Annotated in this window: 21 protein-coding genes, 1 tRNA gene and 2 pseudogenes; 1 reads left to right on the top strand and 23 read right to left on the bottom strand. The window is 27.9% G+C overall.

Translation table 11 applies throughout. From position 1 onward, the window contains the following. Window positions 1-769: 769 nt before the first annotated feature. From hddC to kpsM, 17 genes and pseudogenes are all read right to left on the bottom strand, one after another. Entirely contained in the window at window positions 770-1,444 is a 675-nt protein-coding gene (gene hddC / locus CAQ16704_RS01580; RefSeq protein ID WP_039666596.1) for a D-glycero-D-manno-heptose 1-phosphate guanosyltransferase, read from the bottom strand. After that, window positions 1,432-2,037, bottom strand: a complete 606-nt coding sequence (gmhA2, locus tag CAQ16704_RS01575; RefSeq protein WP_039666595.1) for a D-sedoheptulose 7-phosphate isomerase — start codon at window positions 2,035-2,037, stop codon at window positions 1,432-1,434. The genes hddC and gmhA2 overlap by 13 nt, the downstream gene beginning before the upstream one ends. Next, the gene (hddA, locus tag CAQ16704_RS01570; protein WP_148308464.1) at window positions 2,025-3,044 is read right to left on the bottom strand and encodes a D-glycero-D-manno-heptose 7-phosphate kinase; all 1,020 of its coding nucleotides are present in this window, start codon (window positions 3,042-3,044) and stop codon (window positions 2,025-2,027) included. The genes gmhA2 and hddA overlap by 13 nt, the downstream gene beginning before the upstream one ends. A 2-nt stretch (window positions 3,045-3,046) precedes the next feature. Then, window positions 3,047-4,078: a GDP-mannose 4,6-dehydratase gene (locus CAQ16704_RS01565; protein ID WP_039666593.1), complete on the bottom strand. Its 1,032-nt coding sequence runs from the start codon at window positions 4,076-4,078 to the stop codon at window positions 3,047-3,049. Window positions 4,079-4,116: 38 nt separating this feature from the next. Further along, window positions 4,117-5,178 carry a GDP-L-fucose synthase family protein gene (locus CAQ16704_RS01560; protein ID WP_039666592.1) on the bottom strand — a complete coding sequence of 354 codons (1,062 nt, stop codon included), beginning with the start codon at window positions 5,176-5,178 and terminating at the stop codon, window positions 4,117-4,119. Window positions 5,179-5,226: 48 nt separating this feature from the next. After that, window positions 5,227-6,297, bottom strand: a complete 1,071-nt coding sequence (locus CAQ16704_RS01555; RefSeq protein ID WP_052244959.1) for a GDP-L-fucose synthase family protein — start codon at window positions 6,295-6,297, stop codon at window positions 5,227-5,229. Further along, a complete protein-coding gene (locus tag CAQ16704_RS01550; RefSeq protein ID WP_039666591.1) occupies window positions 6,294-6,842 on the bottom strand; it encodes a dTDP-4-dehydrorhamnose 3,5-epimerase family protein in 549 nt (182 codons plus the stop codon). Before CAQ16704_RS01550 ends, CAQ16704_RS01555 begins: the two co-directional genes overlap by 4 nt. A 113-nt stretch (window positions 6,843-6,955) precedes the next feature. Beyond that, window positions 6,956-7,339 (bottom strand): annotated as a pseudogene (locus tag CAQ16704_RS08575) (alpha-2,3-sialyltransferase); the annotation flags it as partial. Window positions 7,340-8,178: 839 nt separating this feature from the next. After that, window positions 8,179-9,765, bottom strand: a complete 1,587-nt coding sequence (locus tag CAQ16704_RS08405) for an SGNH/GDSL hydrolase family protein (protein ID WP_069358608.1) — start codon at window positions 9,763-9,765, stop codon at window positions 8,179-8,181. Window position 9,766: 1 nt separating this feature from the next. Next, window positions 9,767-12,931 (bottom strand): glycosyltransferase, encoded by a 3,165-nt coding sequence (locus tag CAQ16704_RS07925; RefSeq protein ID WP_052244957.1) that lies wholly within the window; start codon window positions 12,929-12,931, stop codon window positions 9,767-9,769. Then, a complete protein-coding gene (locus tag CAQ16704_RS01530; protein ID WP_052244956.1) occupies window positions 12,921-14,333 on the bottom strand; it encodes a glycosyltransferase family 2 protein in 1,413 nt (470 codons plus the stop codon). The genes CAQ16704_RS07925 and CAQ16704_RS01530 overlap by 11 nt, the downstream gene beginning before the upstream one ends. Before the next feature lie 184 nt (window positions 14,334-14,517). Further along, window positions 14,518-15,384 (bottom strand): annotated as a pseudogene (locus CAQ16704_RS01525) (glycosyltransferase); the annotation flags it as partial. Beyond that, entirely contained in the window at window positions 15,381-16,337 is a 957-nt protein-coding gene (locus CAQ16704_RS01520; RefSeq protein ID WP_039666590.1) for a KpsF/GutQ family sugar-phosphate isomerase, read from the bottom strand. The pseudogene CAQ16704_RS01525 and the gene CAQ16704_RS01520, both read right to left, overlap by 4 nt. An 8-nt stretch (window positions 16,338-16,345) precedes the next feature. After that, window positions 16,346-18,004: a capsular polysaccharide export system, periplasmic protein gene (locus CAQ16704_RS01515; protein ID WP_039666589.1), complete on the bottom strand. Its 1,659-nt coding sequence runs from the start codon at window positions 18,002-18,004 to the stop codon at window positions 16,346-16,348. Then, the gene (locus CAQ16704_RS01510; RefSeq protein WP_039666588.1) at window positions 18,004-19,119 is read right to left on the bottom strand and encodes a capsular polysaccharide export system, inner membrane protein; all 1,116 of its coding nucleotides are present in this window, start codon (window positions 19,117-19,119) and stop codon (window positions 18,004-18,006) included. The genes CAQ16704_RS01515 and CAQ16704_RS01510 overlap by 1 nt, the downstream gene beginning before the upstream one ends. Then, entirely contained in the window at window positions 19,109-19,780 is a 672-nt protein-coding gene (locus CAQ16704_RS01505) for a capsular polysaccharide export system, ATP-binding protein (protein ID WP_039666587.1), read from the bottom strand. Before CAQ16704_RS01505 ends, CAQ16704_RS01510 begins: the two co-directional genes overlap by 11 nt. Next, a complete protein-coding gene (gene kpsM, locus CAQ16704_RS01500; protein ID WP_039666586.1) occupies window positions 19,777-20,553 on the bottom strand; it encodes a capsule polysaccharide transporter KpsM in 777 nt (258 codons plus the stop codon). Before kpsM ends, CAQ16704_RS01505 begins: the two co-directional genes overlap by 4 nt. A gap of 84 nt (window positions 20,554-20,637) precedes the next feature. On the opposite strand from kpsM, the gene CAQ16704_RS07920 reads away from it, so the two are divergent. Further along, window positions 20,638-21,441, top strand: coding sequence for a ferritin-like domain-containing protein (locus CAQ16704_RS07920; RefSeq protein WP_052245048.1), 804 nt, complete (start codon window positions 20,638-20,640; stop codon window positions 21,439-21,441). Here CAQ16704_RS07920 and CAQ16704_RS01495 read toward each other — a convergent pair. The 6 genes from CAQ16704_RS01495 to CAQ16704_RS01470 all read right to left on the bottom strand — a co-directional run bounded on the left by CAQ16704_RS01495 (window position 21,432) and on the right by CAQ16704_RS01470 (window position 26,639). Further along, window positions 21,432-21,507 (bottom strand) — tRNA-Phe (locus tag CAQ16704_RS01495). The two genes, CAQ16704_RS07920 and CAQ16704_RS01495, sit on opposite strands and share 10 nt — an antisense overlap. A gap of 71 nt (window positions 21,508-21,578) precedes the next feature. Then, on the bottom strand, window positions 21,579-22,514 hold the full coding sequence (locus CAQ16704_RS01490) for an acetyl-CoA carboxylase carboxyltransferase subunit alpha (protein WP_039666585.1): 936 nt from the start codon (window positions 22,512-22,514) through the stop codon (window positions 21,579-21,581). 1 nt (window position 22,515) lies between these two features. Beyond that, entirely contained in the window at window positions 22,516-23,730 is a 1,215-nt protein-coding gene (locus CAQ16704_RS01485; protein ID WP_039666584.1) for a beta-ketoacyl-ACP synthase II, read from the bottom strand. Window positions 23,731-23,758: 28 nt separating this feature from the next. Beyond that, window positions 23,759-23,992, bottom strand: coding sequence for an acyl carrier protein (gene acpP / locus CAQ16704_RS01480; RefSeq protein ID WP_039617517.1), 234 nt, complete (start codon window positions 23,990-23,992; stop codon window positions 23,759-23,761). A 392-nt stretch (window positions 23,993-24,384) separates the two neighbouring features. After that, window positions 24,385-26,412 carry a ferrous iron transport protein B gene (gene feoB / locus CAQ16704_RS01475; RefSeq protein ID WP_039666583.1) on the bottom strand — a complete coding sequence of 676 codons (2,028 nt, stop codon included), beginning with the start codon at window positions 26,410-26,412 and terminating at the stop codon, window positions 24,385-24,387. Then, on the bottom strand, window positions 26,412-26,639 hold the full coding sequence (locus CAQ16704_RS01470) for a FeoA family protein (protein ID WP_039666582.1): 228 nt from the start codon (window positions 26,637-26,639) through the stop codon (window positions 26,412-26,414). The genes feoB and CAQ16704_RS01470 overlap by 1 nt, the downstream gene beginning before the upstream one ends. Window positions 26,640-26,731: the final 92 nt, after the last annotated feature.

Raw genomic sequence — 26,731 nt, 5'->3', positions numbered from 1 at the left:
TGGAGGTTGAAATTTTAAACAAGGATCATTGGAAGTAAAATACTCATTGTATATTTTTTGCGTTTTAAGCCATGGGAAATCTAGGTATTTTCTCAATCTAGTCATTAACTCAATCCCTAGTAGATCTAGCGACTTATTTTTGATTTCTTTGTTTGGTTTTATAAAACTACCATCCATTTTAATATTAAAAACATTTAAAAAATCTTTTAATAAATCTCCTTGATAAAATTCATTTTTATCAAATAACTTTATGATTAAATTTTCTTTACCAAAGACTTGAGAGTAGGAATTAGTGATCGTTTTGTAATCAAATAAATTTTTCATACCAAAATTTTTAGCTAAAGTATTTCTTGCAGTATGCAAATGGCAAGCTCTGACTTCTTGCGAACACAAAGAATTTAGAAAACCATAAGTATCTCTTATATATAAAATTATATATATTTTATTAAATCCTGAATAGATTAAAAAATTTTTTAGTTCATATAAGTAGTTTATATTTTTTACTAATAAAACAAGGTCTTCATGAGAAAAAATAATATTTTTACAACCACTTTTTTTTATTTCTTTTTTTAAATTTAAAATATACAACTTAGATATTTTTGGCTCTCTAGAAATTTTTAATAATAATGGATGGTTTATTTTCATGCCTAATGTTTTAGGGTATAAAAATCCTAAATTAATTAAATTATTGTAATTTAAAGTTAAAAAATTTTGTATAGTTGTACTTCCTGTTTTCCAATTACCAATATGTATATAAGCTGTCATAATATTAAGCTCCGTTTAAATAACTGATAAGTTTCTGGTAATCCTGTGGTATCCCAATATCAATAAAATAATCATCAAAAATTTGAGTTTGAATTTTTAATGTTTTGTAATTTACTTGTAAAAATTCTTCAAAAGAAAATTTTTTCTCTAAATCAAACTCATCAAAAATATCTTTTTTCAGCAAGTATATACCGCCATTGATTAAACCTTGCTTTTTAAATACCTTTTCTTCAAAAAATGTTACAATGCCTTGGCTATCAACATTTACAGTACCATATCTATCAAAATTTTGCATTTGTTTTAGTGCGATACAAATTCTACTATCATTTAAAACAAGTTTTTTTAGATCAATATCAAAAATAGTATCTCCATTTAAAACATAGGCTTGATTTTGTATAAATTTCAAAGCATCTTTTATAGCTCCACCTGTACCCAAAAGCTCTTTTTCGATATTATAGTATATTTTCATACCATTAAATTCATCTTTAAAGCACTCTTGGATGAGTTCATATTTATACGAAACACTTAAAACAATTTCAGTGATTCCTTGTTTTTTTAAATACTCCAAAACAAAAGCTAAAAATGGTTTTCCATTAATGGGTGCCATAGGCTTTGGGAGATCTTGCACCACACTTTTTAATCTTGTGCCAAGCCCCCCTGCTAAAACTATAGCTTGCAATCAAACCCCTTGCCAAAAAGTTCTTCTTCTACTATAGCACAGATGATATGTCCTATCAAAATATGTGCTTCTTGGATTCTTGGCGTACAAGATGATGGTACTTTTATACAATAATCACAAAGTTCATTCATAGCACCACCACTAGCTCCGGTTAAACCTATACTTAAAATTCCTTTTTCTTTACAAATTTCTAAAGCTTTTAAGATATTTTTACTATTTCCACTTGTAGAAATTCCTATAAATACATCTCCATTCACACCTTGTGCTTGCACTTGTCTTGCAAATAAATTTTCATAACCATAGTCATTACCAATGGCTGTTAAAATACTCGTATCAGTACTTAAGGCAATACTTGCAATACCAGGCCTATCAAAATAAAATCTACTCACAAACTCTCCAGCTATATGCTGTGCATCAGCTGCACTTCCTCCATTGCCTGCTAGTAAAGTTTTATTGCCATTTTTATAAGCACTAATTACTCTTAAAGATACTTCTTTAATTAAACCAATCATATCATCATCATTTAAAATCTTAGTTTTAATATCGATTGAATCACTAAAATGAGATTTTATATATAAATTTAAATTTTCCATGATTTTGCTCCTTCTTTAGTGAAGTAGAATTCTTGCACATATCCTTGCTGTTCATTTAGAATTTTTTTGAGTTTATATTTTTCTATAGGATCAACCATAAAAAACATAAATCCTCCAGCGCCTGCTCCACTTGTTTTACCACTATAAGCACCATTTTCCATGGCTAAGTGATAAATTCTTTCAAGCTCATCATTGCTTACTATATCAGAAATGATCTTTTTTGATTGCCATGATTTCCCTAAAATTTGAGCTATTTTATCAAAATCAGCTCTAAATAATGCTTCTTTCATATCTAAGGCATCTTGTTTTATCGCATGCATAGCATTAAGGGAGTTTTCATCTCCTAGCTTTCCTTTTTTATGTTCTTCGATGTCTTTTGCTTCTCTGGTAATATTTGTAAAATAAAGCAAAATCCTAGCCTCAAGTTCACTTGCTATCCAATTTTTAATGCGCAAAGGGTTAACTATCACTCTTTTTTGATCGTAAAATTCCATAAAGTTAAATCCACCAAATGTTGCAGCATATTGATCTTGTGCACCGCCTACTATAGCCATATCTTCTCGCTCAATTTCATAAGCTAAACGCGCGATCTCATACTCACCTAAAGGTAAATTCAACCACTCAGCAAATACTTTAATGATACCCACTACCAAAGTAGAACTACCGCCAAGTCCACTACCACTTGGCACATCTGAATAAGTATACAAAGAGAAACTTAAAGGTTTTTTAATATAGTCTTTTACTAAACGATTATAAATTGCTTTATAAAGATCTAACTTACCATCATTTTCTAAAAAATCTTTGCTTTTGTATTCTATTTTTACATTTATATCTGATGAATCAAAGATGATTTTTTCATCATTTCTTTCTATCAGAGTACAATGTACATATAAAGATATAGTCGCATTTAAAACATAACCTGTGTATTGATTACAATATAAATTTATATCAGTACCTCCACCAGCTAAACCTAAACGCAAAGGAGTTTGAGAACGAATTATCACGATTACTACCTATTTAGTGGGATTCTACCCATGGAAATTTCTTTTCTCCAATGATTTAATAAATCTTCAAACATCTGCCTAGCTGGAATTTCTGGCTTCCAATTGATATAACTTTTGATTTTAGTATTATCAAACATTTGATAGTCTGCATCAATAGGACGCAATCTTTCTTCATCTTGTTCTACTTTGATATCTTTTCTTGTAGAAAAACTCAAAAGTATGTCGATAACTTCAGGAAGTTTGAAAGCTTCTTCACCTGCTATATTGAAAGCTTCACCACAAGGAACTTTGCCTTTTTCACTTTCTAATGAAAGCAAATAATAAGCCCTTATAGCATCTCTTGCATCTTGAAAAGTTCTCACACTTGATAAATTTCCTACTTTAATAATAGGTTCTTGATAACCTGCTTCAATCAACGCGATTTGCTTTGCAACAGTGCTTTCAAAGAACACATCAGAGCGTCTTGGACCACTATGAGTCCCCATTCTAGTGACATAAGTTTTTATACCATAAGCCTCACCATAAAATCTTCCCAAATAATCAGTTCCTATTTTGCTTATACTATAAGGACTTGCACCATGAAAAGTTGTATCTTCATTTAGCTTAATACCAGCTTTTGCTCTACCATAAACTTCGCTAGAAGAGCATACATGCACTACAGGGTCATAACCATCTTTGGCTTTTAATAATCTAATATTTTCTAAAATATTTGCTGTACCTATGATATTAGTTTGTAAAGTTTCTATAGGTATATCAAAAGAAGTTTTTGGGTAAGATTGTGCGGCTAAATGAAAGATTACATCAGGACGCTTGGTTTCAAAAAGCTTTTGAATACTTGAATAATCATTCAAATCAGCATAAAAAATATTGATTCTATCTTTTTTATTGATCCTATCACTTAAATGATAAATGTTATCCATAGGTTCTTGCCAACGCATCATACCTATAACATCATAGTCAGTATTTTCTAGTAAAAAGTCCGCCATTTGTGAGCCAACTTGTCCGGTAAAACCGGTGATTAATGTTTTTTTTTTCATAATAAACCTTTTTTTATGAAAATAATAACATTTTTATCTTAATTCCTTATATATTTTTGCTTTAAATACCAATCATACATCATTCTAACACCCTCTTCAAGTTCGATTTTATGTTTCCAACCCAGAGAATAGATTTTATCACAACTACTAAGTTTTTGAAAAGTCCCTTCTAGTTTTGTACTATTATAAAATATATTTCCCTTAAAATCAATAATTCTATTTATTAAAGAAACCAAATCTTTTATTGCCACATCTTTACCAGAGCCTATATTGATATGCGTATTTCTTATTTCGCTATATTGAGAATTATATAAGTCATTAAAGTTGATATTTTCCATCACATAAATACAAGCATCTGCCATATCATCGGCATGTAAAAATTCTCTTCTTGCATTTCCAGTTCCCCAAATTTCAACTTCATCCTCACTAATACCAAATTTTTGAAGATACTCTTTAGCTTGAATAATATCATCCATCTGTACATCTTTTAATACAAGATCATATTTTTTTTCGTTAAGTAACTTAGCCAAATGGAATTTTCTAATCAATGCTGGTAATACATGTGATTTTTCTAAATTAAAATTATCATTTAAACCATACAAAGAACAAGGCATAACAGAAATAAAGTTTGTGTTATATTGTAAATTATAAGACTCACACATTTTAAGACCTGCTATTTTAGCTATAGCATAAGGTTCGTTTGTATATTCCAAAATACTTGTCAAAAGATACTCTTCTTTCATAGGCTGAGAACAGTTTTTGGGATATATACAAGCTGTTCCTAAAAATAGAAGTTTTTTTACATTATTTAAATAAGCACTGTGAATAACATTGTTTTGAATTTGCAAGTTTTGATATATAAAATCTGCTCTATAAGTATTGTTAGCTAATATCCCACCTACTTTTGCAGCACATAAAAAAACATATTCTGGTTTTTCTTTTTCAAAAAAATATTTCACAGTTTGTTGATTTGTTAAATCTAGTTCTTTGTGAGATTTTAAAATAAAATTTTTATAACCTTGTTGTTGTAATTTTTTTAAAATAGCTGATCCAGTTAAACCATTATGTCCAGCTATATATATTTTGGAGTTTTTTGTCATGCTACCTCCTTATAGGTGTCACTATAAGGAGAATAAATGCAAATTATTCTATACCCCCCCCCGTATGTGAGTTTTTACTTCTTTATTACGACTATTTAAATACCAATCATACATCATTTTTATTCCTTCATTGAGTTCGATTTTATGCTTCCACCCCAAAGAATGAATTTTAGAACAATCTATAATTTTTCTCATAGTGCCATCTGGCTTTGAAGAATCAAATAAAATATCTCCATTGTATCCCATAACTTTAGCAATTTCAAAAGCAACTTCTTTAATAGAAAATTCAACTCCTGTTCCAATATTAATATGTACATTTTTATCTTTTTTAATGTCTTTATAATTAATATTATACATAGAAAAAATAGCAGCCGAAACAACATCATCTATATAAATAAATTCTCGTTTTGGATTACCAGTACCAAACAATATCACAAACTCCTCAGAAATTCCCATTTTAGACAAATACTCCTTAGCATATTCTAATTGCTCAACTTGAAGCTCATTCAACAAAGAATCATATTGTTTTTCTTTCAATAACTTTCCTAAATAAATCTTTCTAAAAATAGCTGGAAAAACATGTGCTGTTTCAAGATTAAAATTATCATTAGGACCATATATAGATGTCAACATTAAACTTATAAAATTTGTACCATATTGTTGATTATAAAATTCACACATCTTAGAACCAGTAATTTTAGCTAAAGCATAAGGCTCATTAATATATTGCAATTCTCCTGTCAACATACTATCTTCATGAATAGGCAAAGATGCTTTTTCAGGATAAACACAAATACTTCCAAGATAAAGCATTTTTTTGACATTATGCATATAGGAGCTTTGTATAATATTTGTTTGCATCATCAAATTTAAATATAAAAAATCTGCTCTTCTTTGAATCTGTTCCATCATTCCACCCATCTTTGCAGCAGCAAAGAATACAAATTCTGGCTTTTCTTCTCTAAAGAAACCATCAACATCATGTTGATTTAATAAATCTAATTCTTTGTGTGTTCTAGTTAATATATTATAATATCCTTGTTTTGTCAGTTCTTTTAACAATGCCGATCCAACTAACCCTGTGTGTCCTGCAATATAAATCTTAGAATCTTTATTCATTTATTTTCCTTTTTTGTAGCTAAAATATCTCTTTCTGAGAGAATCGGTGAATTAGTCGGCCAATCAACGCCTATTCTTTCATCATTCCAAGCATAAGTAAATTGATCCGGTGCATCCAAATACTCACCCTCATACGCAAGTTTATAATAATAAACAGCATCTTTGGAACTAACATAATGCGAATTTCCCATATTTGGCGGTAGTAAAATTAATTGTTGATTATCTCGATTAATAATAAATTTTTCCCATTTTAAGTATGTAGGTGAATCTTTTCTACAATCAACTACAACCTGATGTACTTCTCCATAAACACAAGTAACAAGCTTCCAAGTTTTAATATCACCATGAATACCTCGTAATACATTAAAATGCGAATTTATAAATTTATCATGTTTAAATTTCAAACCTTTTGGGATAATATCCCCTAATATTTCTTCAGTAAAAGCTGTCCAAATTTCACCTCTTAAATCCCTAAATTTATTTGGAGTAATAATGTAAATACCTTTTATTTTTTTTGATTCTTTTATATTAAACTCTATCGCCATAATTTTTCCTTTCAATTCCCTAATCCCTAGCAATATCTTAACATATTCACCCTTATACTAAGTTTTATTAATTTACATAAGAACTTGACCTAATTTAAAAGATTATATCAAAATTATTTTCTTTGTCTAAACTCTTTCTTCAACTTTCTAATTTCAAACAGCAATTTGATATACCCCCCCCCATACCAATTTTTATTAGCTTGTATAAGAGCTTGACCTAGTTTATATGAAAGATGGTTTTTAACTTTTAAAGCTTCTTTATAATCAGGATAGTTTTCCAAAGGAGGTAATTTTAAAGAAGGATCTTTTTTTATTTTTTCTTGGTAGATTTTTTGTTCTTGCTTGTGTGAAATTATTATACTTAATAACGCTATAGGCATTATTAAGTAGCCTAAAAAAGATTTAGAATTTGCTATCATAGATTGGCCTAGTTTATATGAAAGTTGGTTTTGAATTCTTGTTTTAGTTGTACCATATTTAGTTTGGAAAGAAATAATGGTTTGAACTTCTTTAGAAAAATAATAGATCCTATTTATTTTTTTCATACCTATATTTCCAAAATTCACAAATCTATTTTTAAAATTATTCTTATAAATAACATCATATACAAAATGCAATTTGTCTTGTGATGATGTTAAAGATTTTATTTCTTTATCTATAAAGTCAAAATCAATATATTCATTAATATCTTCCTGAAAAATATAATCATCCTTAAAATAATAATTGTATTTCAATGTGTTTTTTTTATCTAGCCTATCAATATTATCTTTAATCCAAAAAATATTTTCTTTAATTTTCTTTGCTGGAATTCCTGCAAAAATATTATTAGAAAACACTTTTTTAGAACATAATATTGAATTAAAACCTATTATAGAACCAGAATAAATTCTAGATTTTTTCAAAATAGATACTCTCCTACCACACCAGACATGATCTCCTATATAAATTCCACCTCCAAAAGAAACTCTATTTTTACTACGAATATCATATATACCATGATAATCACTAGTTGTTAATAAAATTTCCCAAGAAAACAAACAGTCGTTCCCTATTAAAATGTTTTGATTTTCAATTGCAACTAAATTTGCCCCACCAGATGTTGTATTATCTCCTATATAACACAAAGAATCAGAAGCAATTTCTATATGGAAACATTGGCAATTTTCACCTAAAAATATTACTGAATTTGAGCCATAAAAATTAACTTTTATATTTTTAATATTACCAGCAATAAAAATAATATTATTACAAAAAGCATTAAAATCAATAGTAATACTATTTAAACTTTTCTCTAAATAGTAATATATAATATTATCATTCTCATCCTTGATATATTTCATTTTCTCTTCTTCAACTTTCTAATTTCAAACAGCAATTTGATATACCCCCCCCCATACCAATTTTTATTAGCTTGTATAAGAGCTTGACCTAGTTTATATGAAAGATGGTTTTTAACTTTTAAAGCTTCTTTATAATCAGGATAGTTTTCCAAAGGAGGTAATTTTAAAGAAGGATCTTTTTTTATTTTTTCTTGGTAGATTTTTTGTTCTTGCTTGTGTGAAATTATTATACTTAATAACGCTATAGGCATTATTAAGTAGCCTAAAAAAGATTTAGAATTTGCTATCATAGATTGGCCTAGTTTATATGAAAGTTGGTTTTGAATTCTTGTTTTAGTTGTACCATATTTAGTTTGGAAGGATAGTTTTTCTTCTATTTTAATTAAAACATCTTTTAGAAAACTTGCTTGATCATCTTGTTTTAATGTTCTAGAATTTGCTATAAGACAATATTCATTAATAATTTCTTTATATTTTTCAATAGGTGGTATTAAGTATTCAAAATCATAACAAGATGAAAGTGTATTATCGCTTGCAAATACTTTATCCAAATCATCTTGAATCAACTCTCCATTTAAAAGGAGCACCGAAACTAAATCTAGATGATTTGCAGTATTAAATGGTTCCCAAGTTCTAGCATTATGATAAAATTCACTAAAATTATTTTCTTCAGAGTTAAAAATAAAAGTAAAATCATCCACATAAATTTCTTTCTGAATAGAAACAATCATATTCATAAAATTAGTTGGTTTGCTTATTCGTATCTTTCTATTTTCCAATACAAAAGGGGATATAGTGTGTACTAATGTATTCCAATCTTTCTTCATAATTTTATTCATATTTGTATTATCTGTGTTATTCCAAGTATGAATTGCGAGAATTTTATAGCCATAATATTTTTTATCAAATTTTATTCTATTTCCATTTTTTATTCGTAAATATTGTTCACTCATAAAAGAATTTTGAATTGTATGTTTTCTATGCTCACTAAAACAATAAATTTTAAATTCAAGTTTTGGATAATTACTTAAGCAAATAGTTTTTTTAAAATTTTTGATTTGTCCTAAAATATTAGTAGCTAACTCTCTCATAATAAAACCAAATTGATGACTGCCATCCCAAGCCTTTGCAATATCTTCAAGATTATATTTTTCATAATATTTTTGCATATCTATTAAATTAAATGAGTATTTTTTAGTCAAATATTTAACAATACTATTTACCTTATTGACTATATCGCAGTAAAAGAAAAATGGAGTAATAAGCACAAGAGTTCTTTTATTTAATTTATTTAATTCTAAAAATAAAAATTCCATATCTCGATAAATCAATCCTAATGGTAACCTCTCGTACTCATTTGCACAACTTTGAATTTCATTTACATTGGAATTTAAAATAATTAAATCAGCATTCTCAAATAATTTACGATTTTTTTTCTTTTTTAACTCATATAACAATTGGATTGATGTTGTACCTCCAAGAGATAAATTAGCAAGACTAATTTCATCTATGCTAAAAACAGATGAAAATCCATTTTGGATTAAAAAGCTACTTCCTCCAAGCAATATAATATTTTTTTTCATCTTATTTCCTTTTGTAGTAATGCTTACAAAATAACTTTACAATTCGAAATAACAAAATACAATAACCAATCTTAAAACGACTCTTATGGGTCTGTATCAACAGTGCTCCTAACTTATAAGAAAGATGATTTTTTATTTTTAAAACATTCGATTCATCATTAAAAATCATAGTTTTGTCTAGTATTTTTTTTGTTTCATTTATTCTAATTCTATAGCACACTAATTCATTTCTAAAAGAATCTATTAAATAAAAAGGATTAAATATTTTAATTCCCGAATGAATTAAAATATAACCTAGCCTATAGGATAAATGTAGTTTTAATTTTACATCAGGACATAAAAAGCAAATCAAATAAAATCTCTCCCAAAAGTCTTTATCTTTATTTCTTTTTAACATTTTATCAAGAAATTTAGAGGCCATAGGATCACCTTTTTCAAATAAAACAACCATTTTCAAAAAATTTAAGCCATAGAAAGTATTATCAAAATTTAGTTCTATAATTTTTTCTCTAATTCGTAAATTAGACCAATGACATAGGTAAAATAAAATTTTTTTAAATACACTAAAATTATCCATATTACAACAAATAACTTGCTCTGCCTCCTGTAAATTATTTGTTAATAAACAACTGTATATTAAAAATAAAATATAACCATAATTCTCTACATCAAAATTAATAGCTTGTCTTGTATAATCTAAAGATTTTAAAAATTCTTTTAAATTATAATAGTGTAGTGCAATAAAAAAATAAGACATACTTCGTTGTATATTATCCAGCTTCAGCAAATTACCATATTTTTTAATTGCGTTAATCTGAATTTTTTGATCTAAAATACTATGATACGAAATCAAAATATTTTTACCTGCTATATACATTGCAAGTCTAGAAAATGCACTTTCTTTAGATGAATATACAGCTTTTGCCTTAGACAAAAGATTAACTTCAAAGAACATCTGCTCATTATCATCATGACATTTCTCATTTTTTTCGACAACAAAAATATTAAATTCATTCTTATGATATTTTTTAAAAAAATCTATCAACTTTCTATTCGACTGCTGATCCTGACCAAAGATGACAACATTCTGATTTAAGCCTATATTTTTTATTAATTCAATTGCTATCTCATAAGGAAAATATCTCTCTTCCATCATTGGATGAAATATTAAATTTTTAGTATCCGAGAATACAACATCACCACTTCTAATATGTATGGCAATAAAATCTTTTCCAATTTTACTCAAATACTCATCAGCCAAAAACATCAATTCTCTAAAACGATAAGAAAAAGGAATATTTTTATAGATAAAACTTAATTCCTGAAGACATTTTTCTTTATCAATATTATAAATCCATTCGCTAGGATTTTGTTCTGTAGAAAACCACCCCCATTGTTCTTGTAAATTAATATTTTTTAATTCTTCTACAGTACGTTTTTTTGACCAAATTTCTGTACCATAATTCTCTTTAATTTCACCGTTGTCTAATAAATACTTATCTATAAAATTAAATTTAAAAACAGTAGAAACATCAGGTAACGACACCCCATGATTTCTAATATTGTATTGTTCCAAATCTGTTGTCTTTGGCCATAAAAAATAAAAATTAAAAGACAATTTTTTAGATAAATACAATCCTACTAGCATAGAGCTTAATCTCATGCCAAATCCATCTGGTTTTGCCGAAACAATTGCTGCTTTTGCTACATTAATTTTATTAAAATTTACAAACTTTAATATCTGTTTTTCATATAATATATCTGCATACTCATCATTTATTTTTATATAAATTTTATTTCTTATATCTTCTAATTGAATTTCATAATGATATTTAAATATTTTTTTATCTAAAAACAACTCTTGCTGAGCATTTAAATAAATTACTTCATCATCTACACAAATCTTCACTTTACATTGATTTAATGATAGGTATAAAATTTGTATTTTATCATTTTTTTTATCAACAAAAACATATTGATGATATTTACTTTTTGGTTTAAATAACAAAAAAGTTAGAATCTTTTCAAAAACATCAAACAAAACAATATCATTTTCTAGTAAAATGATCTCATCTTGTATATAATAAAAAATTTGCTCCCACATTTGAAAGAAATAACAAACTTCTGATTTTGACAATATGTGTAATATTTTAGATTTATTAATAGCCTTTCGCAAATGAATAAATTGAAGTATATACAAACATAAAAACCATCGTTGAATACTTAAAGGAACAAAAGTATTAATTCGAAGTGTTTCATTTAGAATACCAACATAAGCTCTCTCAGTTGTATTAATATAAAAATTTTTATTATTTAAAATTGCATCTTGATTTCCCATGGTAGAACTTCCATCAGATCTTCTGCGGTAAAAATACAAAGCATTATCCACATATAAAGACTGGTAATTCAAACTATTTATCATAATGCGTGCAATAAAATTAGCATCTTCAGAACATAGTTTTATACTTTCATCAAATACTATATTTTTATCAACCAACAAATCATAATTTATAAAAGTCGAGGGAGCACTTAATTGGATACACTCCAAACTGCTATTATTTACCAATTTTATATCATTTTTCCCAAAAAGAAATTTTAAAACATTATCATTATTAAAAACTTTAATATTTTCGTAATAAAATATTAATTGACTAGCAACAAAGCTTATCTTACTATCTTGATAGTTTTGCAAAGCTGAGTCAATTGAATAAAAATAATTTATATCTAAAAAATCATCTGGATCAGTAAAAGTAATCCAAGGAGTTTTATATTCATTTTCTTGCATATATTTTAAACCCAAATTTCTAGCACTAGCCTGCCCGCCATTTTCTTTATAAATATAAACAATATTTTTTGGGTATTTTTTTTGGTATTTCTTAATGATATTGGCGGAGTTATCAGTGGAGCCATCATCTACTAATATCATAAAAATATTTGCTTTAAAATCAAGTCTTTGATTTATAATAGAATTAAAAAAATCATCTAAATACTTTTCTACATTATACACAGCTGAAACTATAGTATATCGAGCAAAAGCTTTATATTTTTTAGGAAGATATTTTTTATACATACTACCTAAGTAAAAAATCTTTTTTTTTATAGCATCTTTGAAAAACAATCTTGGGTTAGCTTTAAACTTTTTTAACTTTCTAGAATTAAAAATCATGAATCAACCTTAAGTAGATATTTTTTGTATTATATAATACTTTGATTAGCTTTTGATTTTTTAAACATAAAGCTTTTTGATAATCTTTATAAAATTCTAGTGGCAATCTTTTATTTAAAACATTTCTTTTAATACTTTTTTTGTACATTCTAACTTCTTTTTGGTGTCGTAAAGATATTCTAACAATACTAAAAGGCAACATTAATTTCTTTATCCCTTTCTTTTTAGAAAGTTCTTTTGTAAGTTTATACGAAAGATATTCCTTTACTCTATCAACTGCCCCTAAGGGTTGATTTTGTATATATATTTTTAAATTTTTAGTATGTGTTTTTAAATATAATGGGTCTCTCTCAAATCTCTGTAAGGTCAAAGCTTTATTGCAAACCACTGGTAAAAAATGTGTTTTTATACCTTCACTCAAATAGTGATTAGAATTTATAAATTTTATAAAATCTAATGCGATTTGCATCCAACTTGCACTTTCATAGTACAGCCAAGCCATATTTGAGTTCTCAAAAACATCTATTTTTTTTAGATGCGAATTAGGATGTATTACCCATTTTTTTTTGGTGAAATTCATAGAACTTAGTTCTCTTAGACGATAAATATATATTTGTTTTGATAACACATAGATATTTTTACTTAAAGCAAATAATATCACTCCAAAATGACAATCTTCCGCAAAAATCCCATTAATAAATTTTAATTTTATATTTTTTAAAAAATCAAAATTTATCATACCTTGCCAAGCAAACCAAAAATAAAAAAGTTTTCTTTCTCTAGCTTTCTCTAGCCATTCTTTAGGCGTGATGATAATCTCATTTTTATAATCAAAATAAGTCATTTGACTGATATGTTTTTTTTTGACTTTTTCATATAAAGGCCTATAATCAAACCACAACACATCTACCCCATCCATTCTAGGTACACATTCTTCTATGCAGTTTAATTCCCAATAATCATCACTATCTAAAAAGATAATATAATCTATAATAGGATAAGTAAAGCTTGTTAAATCTTTTTCATTATTAAAAGCTTTATAGCTTTTATATATAGTATATATTTCATAAGGATTATTACCTTCTATATTAAATTCTATTAAAGAATTTTCTTTTATAGTTTTTGTTTTATTTTTAAGTTTATATTCTCCACTAAAAAATTCTATACCTACATTTCTAGCACTGCTTTGTCCACCATTTTTTTTATCAAAAAGAGTTATTCTTTTATCTTTTAGAGTATATTCTTTTGCAATATTGAGTGAGTTTTCATCTGTACTACCATCATTTACTAGTATGATTTCTAAGTTAGTATAGCTTTGATTGATTACACTATCTAAACATTCTTTTAAATATTTTTCTACATTGTATATGGGGATTACTACGCCTACGGTTTTAGTCTGCATAAAATTTCTTTTTTAATACTCTGTAAATTTTGGTATGAGATATTTTTACTAGTAATAAATTAAAAATATTCAATACATTAAGATGTTTGATTTCGTATAAATATCTAGCATAAACCAAAGAATTTAAAGAGATATATTTTTTTGTGAGATTAAATTTGCCATATTCTGTGATATGCTTATCAAGTAAAGACATTAAATGATAGTTTTTTATATTGGATAAGTTTTTATAAAAAAGCTTATGATTTTTTCTACGATTTGTCATATAATTATTTTGATTTGGTTCTTTATGATAAAAATGATACATGTAAATCCCGTGAAAACTCATTTCTTCACCTAGCAAAGAAAACCAAGCTCTAAAACCTTTGAACGAGCTTAAGCCCCAATTTGCTTCATCATAACACAATGCTTTTGGAATTTTTTGAAATTCTACTGCATTATGAATCAATCTTGCCAAAAAATCAAAATCCTCATAACTATGTCCTACAAAATCATCACTATATCCACCAAGACTTAAAAATTTATACTTATTTAAAACCACACTACTTGAAACTAAAGAATAAAACTCAACCCATTCTCTCTTTCCACTAATTAAATCATTTTTAATCAAACCATCCCACAATTCTTTTTCCAGTGTATAGATAAAATCACTACCTTCTTTACTAAGATAAACAACAGGAAGCACTAAAAACTCATTAATATTTTGTGAAATATTTTTTATAGTTATAAGTTGTAAAATCATTTCAAGAGAATTTATAGAAAAATAACAATCCACATCTAAAAACATCACTACATCGGAGTTTGCAAAAGATGCACCTAAATTACGGCATTTTCCTTGCGAGAAAAAATCTTTTTGACTTTCATCTTTAAGGTAAATATGTCCATTTTCTTCGATGTTACGCTTTAAATCATTTTCTAAAGAAGAATATCCTTCAACAAAAATGTATTCAACCTTATCATTACTTTTAAACTCACATGCTTTTTGAATAACACGATCTTTTATATAAATTCTTTCTTTACTTAAACCAAAAGGTATAATAATAGAAAGCTTCACACATTACCTATCGCATAAAGTTGTATGATACCTACTATTTTTTCATCTTGAGTTACAACTATTTCTTTAATTTTATGTTTTAACATAAGCTCTTCAGCTTCACTTGCCATAGCATTCGCTTCTATAGTTTTAGGTTTTTCACTCATAATTTCTTTAGCTTTAAAGTCAAATCTTGGCTTATCATTTGCTCTTAAAGCCCTTCTTAAATCCCCATCTGTGATAATCCCGACTAATTTTTCATTTTCAAGTACTATGCAAAGTCCTAATTTACCGCTAGTCATAACATCAACTAATTCATTAAATTCACTCTCAGGATATACTATAGGTAAGTTTTTAAAAACCATCAAATCACTCACTTTAGTTAAAAGCTTTCTACCTAAGCTTCCACCTGGATGAAACAAAGCAAAATCATCAGGTTTAAATTTCCTTGCTTTCATCAAAGCTACTGCTATAGCATCACCCATAGCCAAAGTAGCTGTAGTTGAAGAAGTTGGAGCAAGTTGGAGCGGGCAAGCTTCTTTTTTAATTGATATTTTGATAAAAATATCAGCTTGTTTAGCTAAAGTAGATTTTTCATTACCTACCATAACTATTAAAGGGATTTTTCTTTTTTTTATCACTGGTATGAGTTTTAAAACTTCTTCGGTTTCTCCCGAATTTGAAATAGCTAAAAGCACATCTTCATTTGTAAGCATACCAAGATCTCCATGCAATGCTTCACCTGGGTGCATAAAAAAGCTTGGAGTACCTGTACTAGCTAAAGTCGCAGCTATTTTTGCACCTATATGACCTGATTTACCCATACCACTTACTACACATCTACCTTTGATAGATAAAATCAGCTCAATCGCTTTGCTAAAATCCTCATTAAGACTATCACATAAATCTAAAATCGTTTTTGATTCTATCTCAAAAACTTCTTTGGCTATTTTAATCGCATCAATTTGATTCATTTTTAATCCTATATATTTAACACTACATTAGTTGCAATAGCTATTTGATATAAAATTTGCGTTAACATACTAAAGATTTGTAAATTTTGATTATCTACTTTTGGCAAAACCAAAATCGAATCCCCTGCTTTAATATCCGCTGAACTTCTACCACTATATTTAGTCGCTTTACCATTAGCATTGATCACCAAAACTCTTGAAATATCAGCTCTATCACTAAAACCACCTGCTAAATTAATATAATATTTTAATTTTTCTTTATTCATAAAGACAAAAGCACCTGGTATAGAAACTTCACCCTGAACTAAAACAATATTATTTTTACTAGGCACATTTATTACATCACCTTCTTCTAAGACTATAGATTTATAAGATTTGACATTATCTATAACGATTTGTCCTTTTGGCTGAGCTTGTTTTGCACGCTCAATAAACTCTAATATAGTTTTAGCTTGTGTTGCTCTAATGCTAGCTTGTTCAGCATTTACCGAAGAGCTTGTTAAAGCTAATGTTTCAAGTTCTTTAAGTTGAGCTTCTATGAGTTGTTTTTGAGTGGCTGCAACACTTTTTCTAAAAACTTGTAAAGCATTGATATCAGATTGTTCATTAACTGTAATCATTTTAGCAATATCAGCTAAAGTTGTACCTTTTTTAACTACAACTGAATGCAAACCATTGTGTTCACCTTCTATATTAATACTAATATTTTGTGTAGTATAATCAGGTCTAAATTCTATCTCATCACCATTATATAACTTTACATCTAAAAATTGTTTTTTAGTATAAGCTTCTACATGAAGTTTATGATCATCTCTATAGCTTTTTACTATAGCATTAGTTACTATAGGTTTAGCTCCTGCAACCTTTGCTATATCTTCTAAATTTAAAATATCATTACTAAGTTCAAATCTAAAAGGCTTTTGTACATCCCCTTCTACAAAAACATATTTTTGCACACTGCCAACTAAAATCACATCACCCATTCTAAATGGGAAAAGATCAAGCTGTCCTTTAAGCAAAAAATCATATAAATCTACATGTTTTATAACTTTATTGTCTCTTAAAATTTGAATATCCCTAAAACTTCCATACTCTAAATTTATACCACGAGCTTTATCTAAATACTGAATAATAGAATCTGAACTTAAACCTTGATAAAGCCCTGGTTGATTAACATTTCCTGTTACAAAAACTGAAACATTTTGGTATATATCCATATCTGCATATACATAAACATTACTTTTATAAATTTTATTAATAGCTTTTGTAATGACTTGTACTAAAGCACTATTTTTAACTCCCAAAAGATTGATAGCACCTATTTTAGGTATAAAAATATTACCTTGGGAGTCTACTGTTAAAGTTTGGATAAATTCTACCGCACCCCAAATTTTAATATTTATTCTATCACCTACTGCTAATTTATAATCAGGATTGTAAATATGTTGGGTAAATTTAGTAAAATTTCCATTAAACAAATGTGCTCCAAAAACTTTAGCTACTGGAACTTGGGTTTGATTAAAATCACTTTGGTTGCTATCATAACTTATAGTTTGTGATTCTATAGTCGGACTCAATGATTGACTTTGAATTTTTGTAATCTGAGAAACATCTACTGCAGAAAATAAAAACAATGGTAAAATTAAAAATAAAAATATCTTTTTCATTAGTATCTATGCTCCTCTATAATCATTTTGATAAATTTAACAATTCCAAAAATCAAAGATAAAACCATAAAAGCCGTAAATATATTATACAAAGCTTCTGGGTACTTAGCGCTTTGAGGTAAGCTTGGATTTTGTACAATTACTACTTGTTTTATCTTTCTTAAAGCCTCTATTCTAGCACTCTCATATGCCTTTAGAGCAGCTGTGTAAGCACTTTCTGCAAAGCCTACTTCTATAGTTAGATCTTGGAAATTTGCTGCAAGATCATTAAGTTTTTTGGAAGATTTTGATGAGGCAACTTTGGATTTTTCTTTTTGAAGTTGTTTTTTTAACGCAGTTATTTCACTTTTTATGGTTACAATTTGTGGTGCACTATCATTTATATAACTTTGCATCATTAAAAGTTCTGCTTCTTTAGCTGCTATTTTTGATTCAAGCTCGCTTATTAATTTTAAAGTTCCCTCTGCTTGCTTAAGTGGATCAAATACACCATATTTATTTTGAAAAGCTAAAAGCTCATCTTTAGCTTTTTGATATCTTTTTTTAAACTGCAAAAGCTCATCTTCGGCAAATTGCATTTGTTCTCTTGCGGCTTTATGTGAAATTTCATTGATGAATTTTTCACTCTCTTTTACTATAGTTGTAGCTATTAAATGCGCACTTTGAGGATCAAAACCCTCAACCTCTACTCGTAAAAGTCCATTGGCTAAATTTTCTTGAATAATTTTAACACGATTTTGATAATATTTTAAAAATTCCTCTTGATCGGCTGATGATGAAATACTATAAAAAAAATCAAGTTTTTGTTTTTGATAAAGTTCTCGGATATGAATTTTTTCTTCTAAAATTTTCAACATATCTAAAGAATGAATAAAAGATTTCAAATAATTAATATCATCACTTGAAAAAGAATTATTTGTCAAAAGAGCTGCTATACCTGTAACTGCTCCTGTATCTCCTGAAGTTGATTTTACGCTTAATACACTCTCACTTACATATCGATTTGCTGCTATAAAAACATAATAAAACACAACAAATACTGTTAAGATTAAAACAATTTTAAATGAATTTAATATTTTTAATTTTTTAATTTTTTTTAATAATTTATTTTGCATTAATTTTCCCTTGATACACAGCTATACCTTCATCTACATCATCATATATAGTAGCTTGTCCATCTTGCATAAAAATAATTTTATCACACCATTGTTTAATTTCAGCTACATTATGTGAAACCATGATAACTTTTGACTGACTTAACTTTTCTTTATATATCTTGGAGCTTTTTTCTCTAAATTTAGGATCTCCCACAGCTCCTGCTTCATCAATTAAATAATAATCAAAATCAAATGCCATACTCAAGCCAAAAGAAATTCTAGCACTCATACCTGCTGAGTATGTATTCATAGGTTCATCAAAAAATTTTCCAAGCTCGGCAAAATCTTCTACAAATTTAACTTTTTCTTCCAAAGCTTCATCTTTGTAACCATACACTCTAGCCACAAAACGTGCATTATCTCTAGCTGAAAGTCTATGCTGAAATGCACCTGCTAAGCCTAAAGGCCAAGATAGTTTTTTATTTGTTATAATCTTACCCCTATCAGGAAGCAAAGAACCACTTAGAAGTTTCATTAAAGTAGATTTTCCAGCACCATTACGCCCCATCAAACCTATGCTACAATTTTCAGGAAACTCGAAAGTTAGATTTTTAAAGACATAATGCCTTCCCCCATTACGCAAAGAAAAAGATTTAGTTAAATTGATTAGTTTTATCATCGTACTGCTATCAACTTTTCTCTAGTAAAATAATAAAAAAATAAACCCACAAACAAAACAACACCCAAGCAAACAATAGGATAATAATAATTGTAATTATCGACTAATGGATAATTTTGAAAAAAATTATATTTTAAGAGCTCTAGTATATGAAGTAGTGGATTATAATAAAGTATATCTAAAATAGGTTTGGGAACTATCCAAACAGGAAATACTATTAAAGCAGTCCAATATAAAACCACATTCAAATAACCTAAAGCCATCTTTAAAGGTTCAGCAAAGTGTCCTGCTATAGAAAAACACATACCCAAAGCAAAACCAAACAAAACAAGTAAAAAAAAGGAAAATAAAACTTCTAAAAAATGTTTAGGAATAACTTGCATATGCAAAAACCAACCAGCTAAAAACATTACACATAAAAAAATAGTAAAATAAATACAAAATTCAAGCATAGTTCTTGCAATAAAAACATGTATAGGACGAATGGGTTTATAAGCAAAAAGAGCCAAATTTGCTCCAATACCATTTAAAAGCTGCGTTATAATGCTTCTAAACATAAAAAAAGGTATAATCCCTACAGCTAAAAACATAAAAACAGAAATTCCTTCAGGCATAATTAAATGATGAAATTCCCTAATAGCAGCTATAATAGAAGTAATTATTAACACTACCATCATAGGCTCACCAACCACCCAAAAATAGCCTAAATACTTATTGATACCAAATCTTGTCTTTAGCTCTCTAAAAAAAAGAGCATAGATAACATTAAGCATATTTTTAGCAAACCTTTTTTTAAATTTTCAAAATTTTTATATTATACTTTTTTATCTTATATAATATTTAATAGAGGTTGAAAAATGGCAAGAAATTTTTTTATAGAGTTAGAAAAAATTTTATATCAAAAAGATATTCTTCAAAAAATTTATGATTTTAATAATTTTTATGAAAATTTTAAAGCTAATTTGTATACTTTTGATCATTCTCATCAAGCTATCATTAATGAGAATTCACAAGTTAAAATCATACATCCTATGAAAATAAGACGCCCAAAAGAGGCAAATAGCACTTTATCTTTGGCTAAAATTTTACATTCTGTTGCACATATAGAGTATAGTGCTATAAATTTGGCTTTAGATGCTAGCTATAGATTTAAAAACTTACCATTGAACTTTTATCAAGACTGGCTTGAAGTAGCTGATGAAGAAATTAAGCATTTTTTACTTTTGGAAAAAACTTTAAATGAATTAGGTTTTAAATATGGAGACTTTCATGCACATGATAATCTTGAAAAAGCTCTGTTTTTAACCAAAGACAATCTTGCTCACAGAATGGGTATAGTGCATAGAGGACTTGAGGCAAAAGGACTCGATGCTAATCCTTTTGTTTTAGAAAAATTAAAAACTACAAATCATCCAGTAAAATGCTTATTTGATGAAATTTTTACCATTATTTTAAATGATGAAATAAAACATGTATACAAGGGGAATTTTTGGTGGAATTTTGCTAAAAAAGAAAATGATAACTACATAGACCTTTGTAAAGCATACAAAGAATTTAGTCTCTTAGGAAAAATATATAATAAAAAAGCTAGAATACAAGCTGGATTTAATGAAAGCGAACTTAAAGAATTAAACAATCTTTATAATAAAAATGGTGGTTAGAGGCAGAATCGAACTGCCGACACGCAGATTTTCAGTCTGCTGCTCTACCGACTGAGCTATCCAACCATTAACAAAATTGAAGTTGTAATTATACAATAGTTTTTTTAAAAAAAATTGAAATTTATATAAAATATAAATTATTCAGAAAAAACCCCAAATTTAAAAACTTTTTGCATTCTTATAGCGACTAATTCTCTTTTATCATATTTTTCTAACTCTTCTATAGCTTTTAAGACATAATCACTTAAATTTTTAATAGCGTTATCTTTGTCCCTATGAGCCCCACTGACTGGTTCTTCAATAACATCATCTATTAAACCTTGATTTTTTAAATCATCAGCAGTTACTTTCATTGCTTTGGTAGCAACCTCTATTTTTGATGGATCATTCCATAAAATAGCAGCACAACCCTCTGGAGAAATTACAGAAAAAACAGAATTTTTCATCATAGCAAGTTTATCAGCTACACCTATAGCTAAAGCTCCACCACTACCTCCTTCGCCTATAACTACTGCTACAGTAATAGTTTTAAGAGCACTTAATTCATATAAATTTCTTGCTATAGCCTCACTTTGACCACGCTCTTCAGCACCAACTCCTGGATAAGCACCTGGAGTATCTACTAAAAACAGTATAGGTATCTCAAATTTTTCAGCCATCTTTGCTACTCTTAGAGCCTTTCTATATCCTTCAGGATGTGGCATACCAAAATTTCTATGAAGCTTATCTTTAGTTCCTCTACCCTTTTGCTCTCCTATAGCTATAACCTTTTTTCCACCTATATAACCTGCATAACACACAATAGCAGGATCATCTCTAAAAGCACGATCGCCATGAATTTCATAAGCATCACTCAATATAGCTTGTATATAATCAAGCGCATAAGGACGATCAGGATGTCTTGCGAGTTGTAAACGTTGATAATCGCTTAAATTTTTATAAACTTTTTGAGTTTCCTTTTCAAGATTTTTTTCTAGAATTTTTACCGCTTCATCATCACCTTTGATTTTTGCATTTGCTAAATCTTCATCAATTTGTTGAATATTTTTTTCAAAATCTAAATAAGAAGCCATTTTAATCTACTTTTTTAAAAATAACACAGCCGTTTGTTCCACCAAATCCAAAAGAATTACTCATTACCACATTTATTTCACTCTTTCTTGCAACATTTGGTATATAATCAAGATCACATTCCTCATCTGCTGAAATTTGATTAATAGTTGGTGGAAGTATGCCTTGATCAAGTGCCATTAAAGAAATAACAGCCTCAATTGCACCAGCAGCACCTAAACAATGTCCTATTTGTCCTTTTGTAGAACTCACTAAAGGAATTTGATCTTTAAAAAGTTCTTTAATAGCTGCTGTTTCATTTTTATCATTTACTGGAGTAGAAGTTCCATGGGCATTAATATAATCTACTTTTGGATTTTTTGCCATTTTTAAAGCTTTTTTCATGGCACGCAGTGGTCCTTCTAAAGTAGGAGAAGTGATATGATGTGCATCTGCACTTTCTCCAAATCCAATTAATTCAGCATAAATTTTTGCACCACGCTTTTTGGCAGCTTCGTATTCTTCAAAAACCAATGCACCAGCACCCTCACCCATTACAAAACCATCTCTTTCTTTATCAAAAGGTCTTGAAGCCTTAGCTGGATCATCATTTCTAGTTGAAAGCGCCTTCATAGCAGCAAAACCACCAATACCCACAGCACAAATAGCTGCTTCAGCTCCTACTACAAGCATTTTATCTGCATTGCCCAAGGCTATGCTTTTATAAGCTTCACCTATAGCATGAGTTCCTGCTGCACAAGCAGTAACACATGAGATATTCGGCCCTTGTAATCCATGCTCGATTGAAATAATCCCACCAAGCATATTAACCAAAGCTGAAGGTATGAAAAAAGGAGTAATTTTACGTGGCCCACGCTGAGCACAAGTAACGGAATTTTTTTCTATATTTGGTAAACCACCTATACCAGCTGCTGAAACTACACCAAATTCTTCTTTGCTTAAAATTTCGTCAAATTTAGCATCTTCCATAGCTTCTCTTGCTGCCTTAATACCAAGTTGTATAAAACGATCTATCTTTTTAACCTCTTTAGCATCACAAACACTTAAAGGATCAAAATTTTTTACTTCAGCAGCAATTTGTACCGGAAAATCAGTGGTGTCAAAAAGAGTAATTTTATCAACACCGCTTTTACCATCACAAATAGCTTTAAACGAACTATCTTTATCTAAACCAAGGGCATTGATCATTCCTATACCTGTTACTACAACGCGTTTCAAACCGCACTCCTTGTCAAAAAAGTTAAAATTATTTTTGAAGATTTTCTATATAATTAACAACATCTTCGATTTTTACTAATTTTTCAGCATCACTATCTGGAATTTCTACATCAAATTTTTCTTCTAAAGCCATAACTAATTCAACAACATCTAAAGAATCAGCACCTAAATCCTCAATAATTTTAGATTCCATCTTAACTGCATCTTCATCAACACTAAGTTGTTCAACAACTACTTTTTTTACATCATCAAAAATTGCCATTTTTATCTCCTAGTTTTAAAAAATTAAACTGTATTTTACAATAAAAAAATAAATTTCTTGTTTAAATTAAAGATTATTACAAAAAATAGTTATTTTAAAGATTATAAAAACTTTATGTTTTATAGTTATATAAAATTCAAAAAAATATATTCTAATAATTTAAAAACCAATCTTGCAAAATAAGCTTTTATGCAAATAAAATTATTTCTATAAATAAACTAAAACTTCAAAATTTTTAACTATACAAACTAATTATAACTCAAATCAGCTCATATTGTTTATAAAATATTAATATATTTAAAAAAGCAAAAATTGAATATATTAATTTATATTAAATTAATGCATTTTAGAAAAACTCTTTCAGAGCAAAAACAATATAAATATAATCTTTTTTAGTGATGAAATAAATTGACTATACTTAATCCCATAAATGCTGTTAAATATGCACTTAAACAGGTAAATAAAAATAAATATAAAGTATATTTTTTACTTCCTGATTCTTTAGTAAATACTATGGTAGCTGCAAAACAAGGATTATAAATCATCACAAATAAAATATAGGCAATAGCTGTGCTAAAAGGGATATTTTCTTTTATAACCTCTTGTAAATTTGAACTTGTTTCATCAACTTCATTGCCTAAAGAATAAAGTACGCCCATGGTAGAAATCATCACTTCTTTAGCAGCTAAACCACTTACCAAAGAAACACTAAGTTTCCAATCAAAGTCAAGTGGTGCAAAAATAGGCTCTATTGCTTTACCAAATTGCCCAAGATAACTATTTTCTATCTGAAGTTTTTGACTTAAAGTATCTTGAATATTATTTTTTTGCATAGGAAAATTACTCGCAAACCAAATAAGCAAGGAAGCTATCAAAATAAATGTTCCTGCTTTTTTTAAATACATTTTGGCTTTGTTAAACACCATAAACCATACCAAATTCCAATTTGGCATTCTATATTTTGGCATTTCCATTACAAAGGGTTCATCTTGTCCTCTAAAAGCACTCATTCTTAAAATTTTAGCTGCAATCAAACCCAAAAATGCACCTAAAAGATAAATCCCAAAAAGATAATTCCCTGCCACTTCAGTAGGAAAAAATACCCCAACAAAAAGCACATATACAGGAAGCCTCGCGCCACAACTCATAAAATTAATAATAAAAAGAGTTAATAATCTATCTTTTTTATTTTTTAAAGTTCTTGTAGCCATAAAAGCAGGCACTGAACAACCAAAACCCGTGATCAAAGGAATAAAACTTTTACCATGCAATCCAAATTTATATAAAATTCCATCTAATAAAAATGCAACCCTAGCCATATATCCAGTTGTTTCAAGCAAGGCTATACCAAAAAATAAAATCATTATGTTTGGTAAAAAAGTCACTACAGCACCAACTCCACCTAAAATACCATCAGCTAAGGCTGAAGCTATAAAGTCATTACTAATATTACTTTTTACCATCTCACCTAAAGTAGCAAAAAATCCCTCTATATAATCCATAGGAATTTGCCCTAAAGTAAAGGTTAGCTGAAACAAAGCCCACATAAAAAATAAAAATATAGGAATTCCTAAATATTTATTTATTAAAATAGAATCAATTTCTTTCGTATGATTTTTATATTTAATACTCTTGCTTAAAACTTTAATACATATACCATTTGCAAAATCAACAAGCTCTTCTTTAAAAATACTTTCTATGTCTTTACTATGATAAGCCATATAAATTTTTTCTAAAGCTTCATCAAGTATTTTTCTCAAAGAATGAGAAATAGCAATATTAGCTTCACTTTTAAGCAAAGCAAGTGCTAAGTCTTTAGTGGAAAAATTCAAATAGGTTATATTGTTTTTATTTAAAAAATCACTTATTTTTACAAGCTCTTCTTCTATGATGTCACTAAAAATGCGTTCTTTGGGTTCAAATTTAGCTTTGTGAGTTGAAATGATTAAATCCAAAAGTGTATTTAAATTTTCTTTGGTTTTAGCACAAACACCAATACAAGGAGTATTGAAAAGTTCTGATAAAACTTTAAAATTTATATCAAAACCTTCATTTTTGGCTTCATCTTGCATATTTAAAGCCATAATCATTTTAACTTTAGCGTCTATTAAACTAGCACTTAAGATTAAATTACGTTCTAAATTTGTAGAATCAAGCACGTTTACTACAAGATCAAAATTACCTTTTTTTAAAAACTCTTTTGTGATTTTTTCCTCTTCGCTATAACCATCTAATGCATAAGTTCCTGGTAAATCTATAAATTCAAACTCATAGTTTTTATAAACTAATCTAGCTTCAGCCTTTTCAACCGTAACGCCACTAAAATTTCCAACCTTCATATTGGCTTTACAAAGTGCATTGATTAATAAACTTTTTCCAACATTTGGCTGACCCACTAAGGCAATAATGATTTTTTTCATTAAAAATCTTTTGAAATTTGTATTATTTTAGCTTCGTTTGATCTTAAAATTACACAAGCTGTATCAAGCTCTACCATAATAGTAGAATTTGCCATAGAAGAACGGATTTTTTTAATTTTTTTATTTTTTGCAAAGCCAAAACTAAAAAGCCTTGCTAAAAGTTGCTTATCAGCGCCAAATCCTATTATAATAGCTTCTTCATTATCTTTTAAAACATCCAAAGTCATGTTTTTCCTTGATAAAAACTAAGATAAGATATTATATAAAAAATTAAATTATTTATTTTTTAAAATAATAAGCAATCTCAAAAAATGAGATT

Origin of the sequence: Campylobacter sp. RM16704, assembly GCF_000816245.1 — a bacterium.
Taxonomy (GTDB): domain Bacteria; phylum Campylobacterota; class Campylobacteria; order Campylobacterales; family Campylobacteraceae; genus Campylobacter_D.
The sequence above is the reverse complement of the archived record's forward strand: the minus strand, read 5'-3'. Positions and strand labels throughout refer to the sequence as shown.

What these genes read in the sequence shown, in the direction of transcription:
- CAQ16704_RS01515 (WP_039666589.1), bottom strand. Translation starts at nt 18,004, where the DNA reads ATGAAAAAGATATTTTTATTTTTAATTTTACCATTGTTTTTATTTTCT.
- feoB (WP_039666583.1), bottom strand. Translation starts at nt 26,412, where the DNA reads ATGAAAAAAATCATTATTGCCTTAGTGGGTCAGCCAAATGTTGGAAAA.
- CAQ16704_RS01505 (WP_039666587.1), bottom strand. Translation starts at nt 19,780, where the DNA reads ATGATAAAACTAATCAATTTAACTAAATCTTTTTCTTTGCGTAATGGG.
- kpsM (WP_039666586.1), bottom strand. Translation starts at nt 20,553, where the DNA reads ATGCTTAATGTTATCTATGCTCTTTTTTTTAGAGAGCTAAAGACAAGA.
- CAQ16704_RS01565 (WP_039666593.1), bottom strand. Translation starts at nt 4,078, where the DNA reads ATGAAAAAAAAAACATTAATCACCGGTTTTACCGGACAAGTTGGCTCA.
- CAQ16704_RS01530 (WP_052244956.1), bottom strand. Translation starts at nt 14,333, where the DNA reads ATGCAGACTAAAACCGTAGGCGTAGTAATCCCCATATACAATGTAGAA.
- CAQ16704_RS01560 (WP_039666592.1), bottom strand. Translation starts at nt 5,178, where the DNA reads ATGACAAAAAACTCCAAAATATATATAGCTGGACATAATGGTTTAACT.
- acpP (WP_039617517.1), bottom strand. Translation starts at nt 23,992, where the DNA reads ATGGCAATTTTTGATGATGTAAAAAAAGTAGTTGTTGAACAACTTAGT.
- CAQ16704_RS08405 (WP_069358608.1), bottom strand. Translation starts at nt 9,765, where the DNA reads ATGAAAAAAAATATTATATTGCTTGGAGGAAGTAGCTTTTTAATCCAA.
- CAQ16704_RS01555 (WP_052244959.1), bottom strand. Translation starts at nt 6,297, where the DNA reads ATGAATAAAGATTCTAAGATTTATATTGCAGGACACACAGGGTTAGTT.
- CAQ16704_RS01520 (WP_039666590.1), bottom strand. Translation starts at nt 16,337, where the DNA reads ATGAATCAAATTGATGCGATTAAAATAGCCAAAGAAGTTTTTGAGATA.
- gmhA2 (WP_039666595.1), bottom strand. Translation starts at nt 2,037, where the DNA reads ATGGAAAATTTAAATTTATATATAAAATCTCATTTTAGTGATTCAATC.
- CAQ16704_RS07925 (WP_052244957.1), bottom strand. Translation starts at nt 12,931, where the DNA reads ATGATTTTTAATTCTAGAAAGTTAAAAAAGTTTAAAGCTAACCCAAGA.
- CAQ16704_RS01490 (WP_039666585.1), bottom strand. Translation starts at nt 22,514, where the DNA reads ATGGCTTCTTATTTAGATTTTGAAAAAAATATTCAACAAATTGATGAA.
- CAQ16704_RS01550 (WP_039666591.1), bottom strand. Translation starts at nt 6,842, where the DNA reads ATGGCGATAGAGTTTAATATAAAAGAATCAAAAAAAATAAAAGGTATT.
- CAQ16704_RS07920 (WP_052245048.1), top strand. Translation starts at nt 20,638, where the DNA reads ATGGCAAGAAATTTTTTTATAGAGTTAGAAAAAATTTTATATCAAAAA.
- CAQ16704_RS01470 (WP_039666582.1), bottom strand. Translation starts at nt 26,639, where the DNA reads ATGACTTTGGATGTTTTAAAAGATAATGAAGAAGCTATTATAATAGGA.
- CAQ16704_RS01510 (WP_039666588.1), bottom strand. Translation starts at nt 19,119, where the DNA reads ATGCAAAATAAATTATTAAAAAAAATTAAAAAATTAAAAATATTAAAT.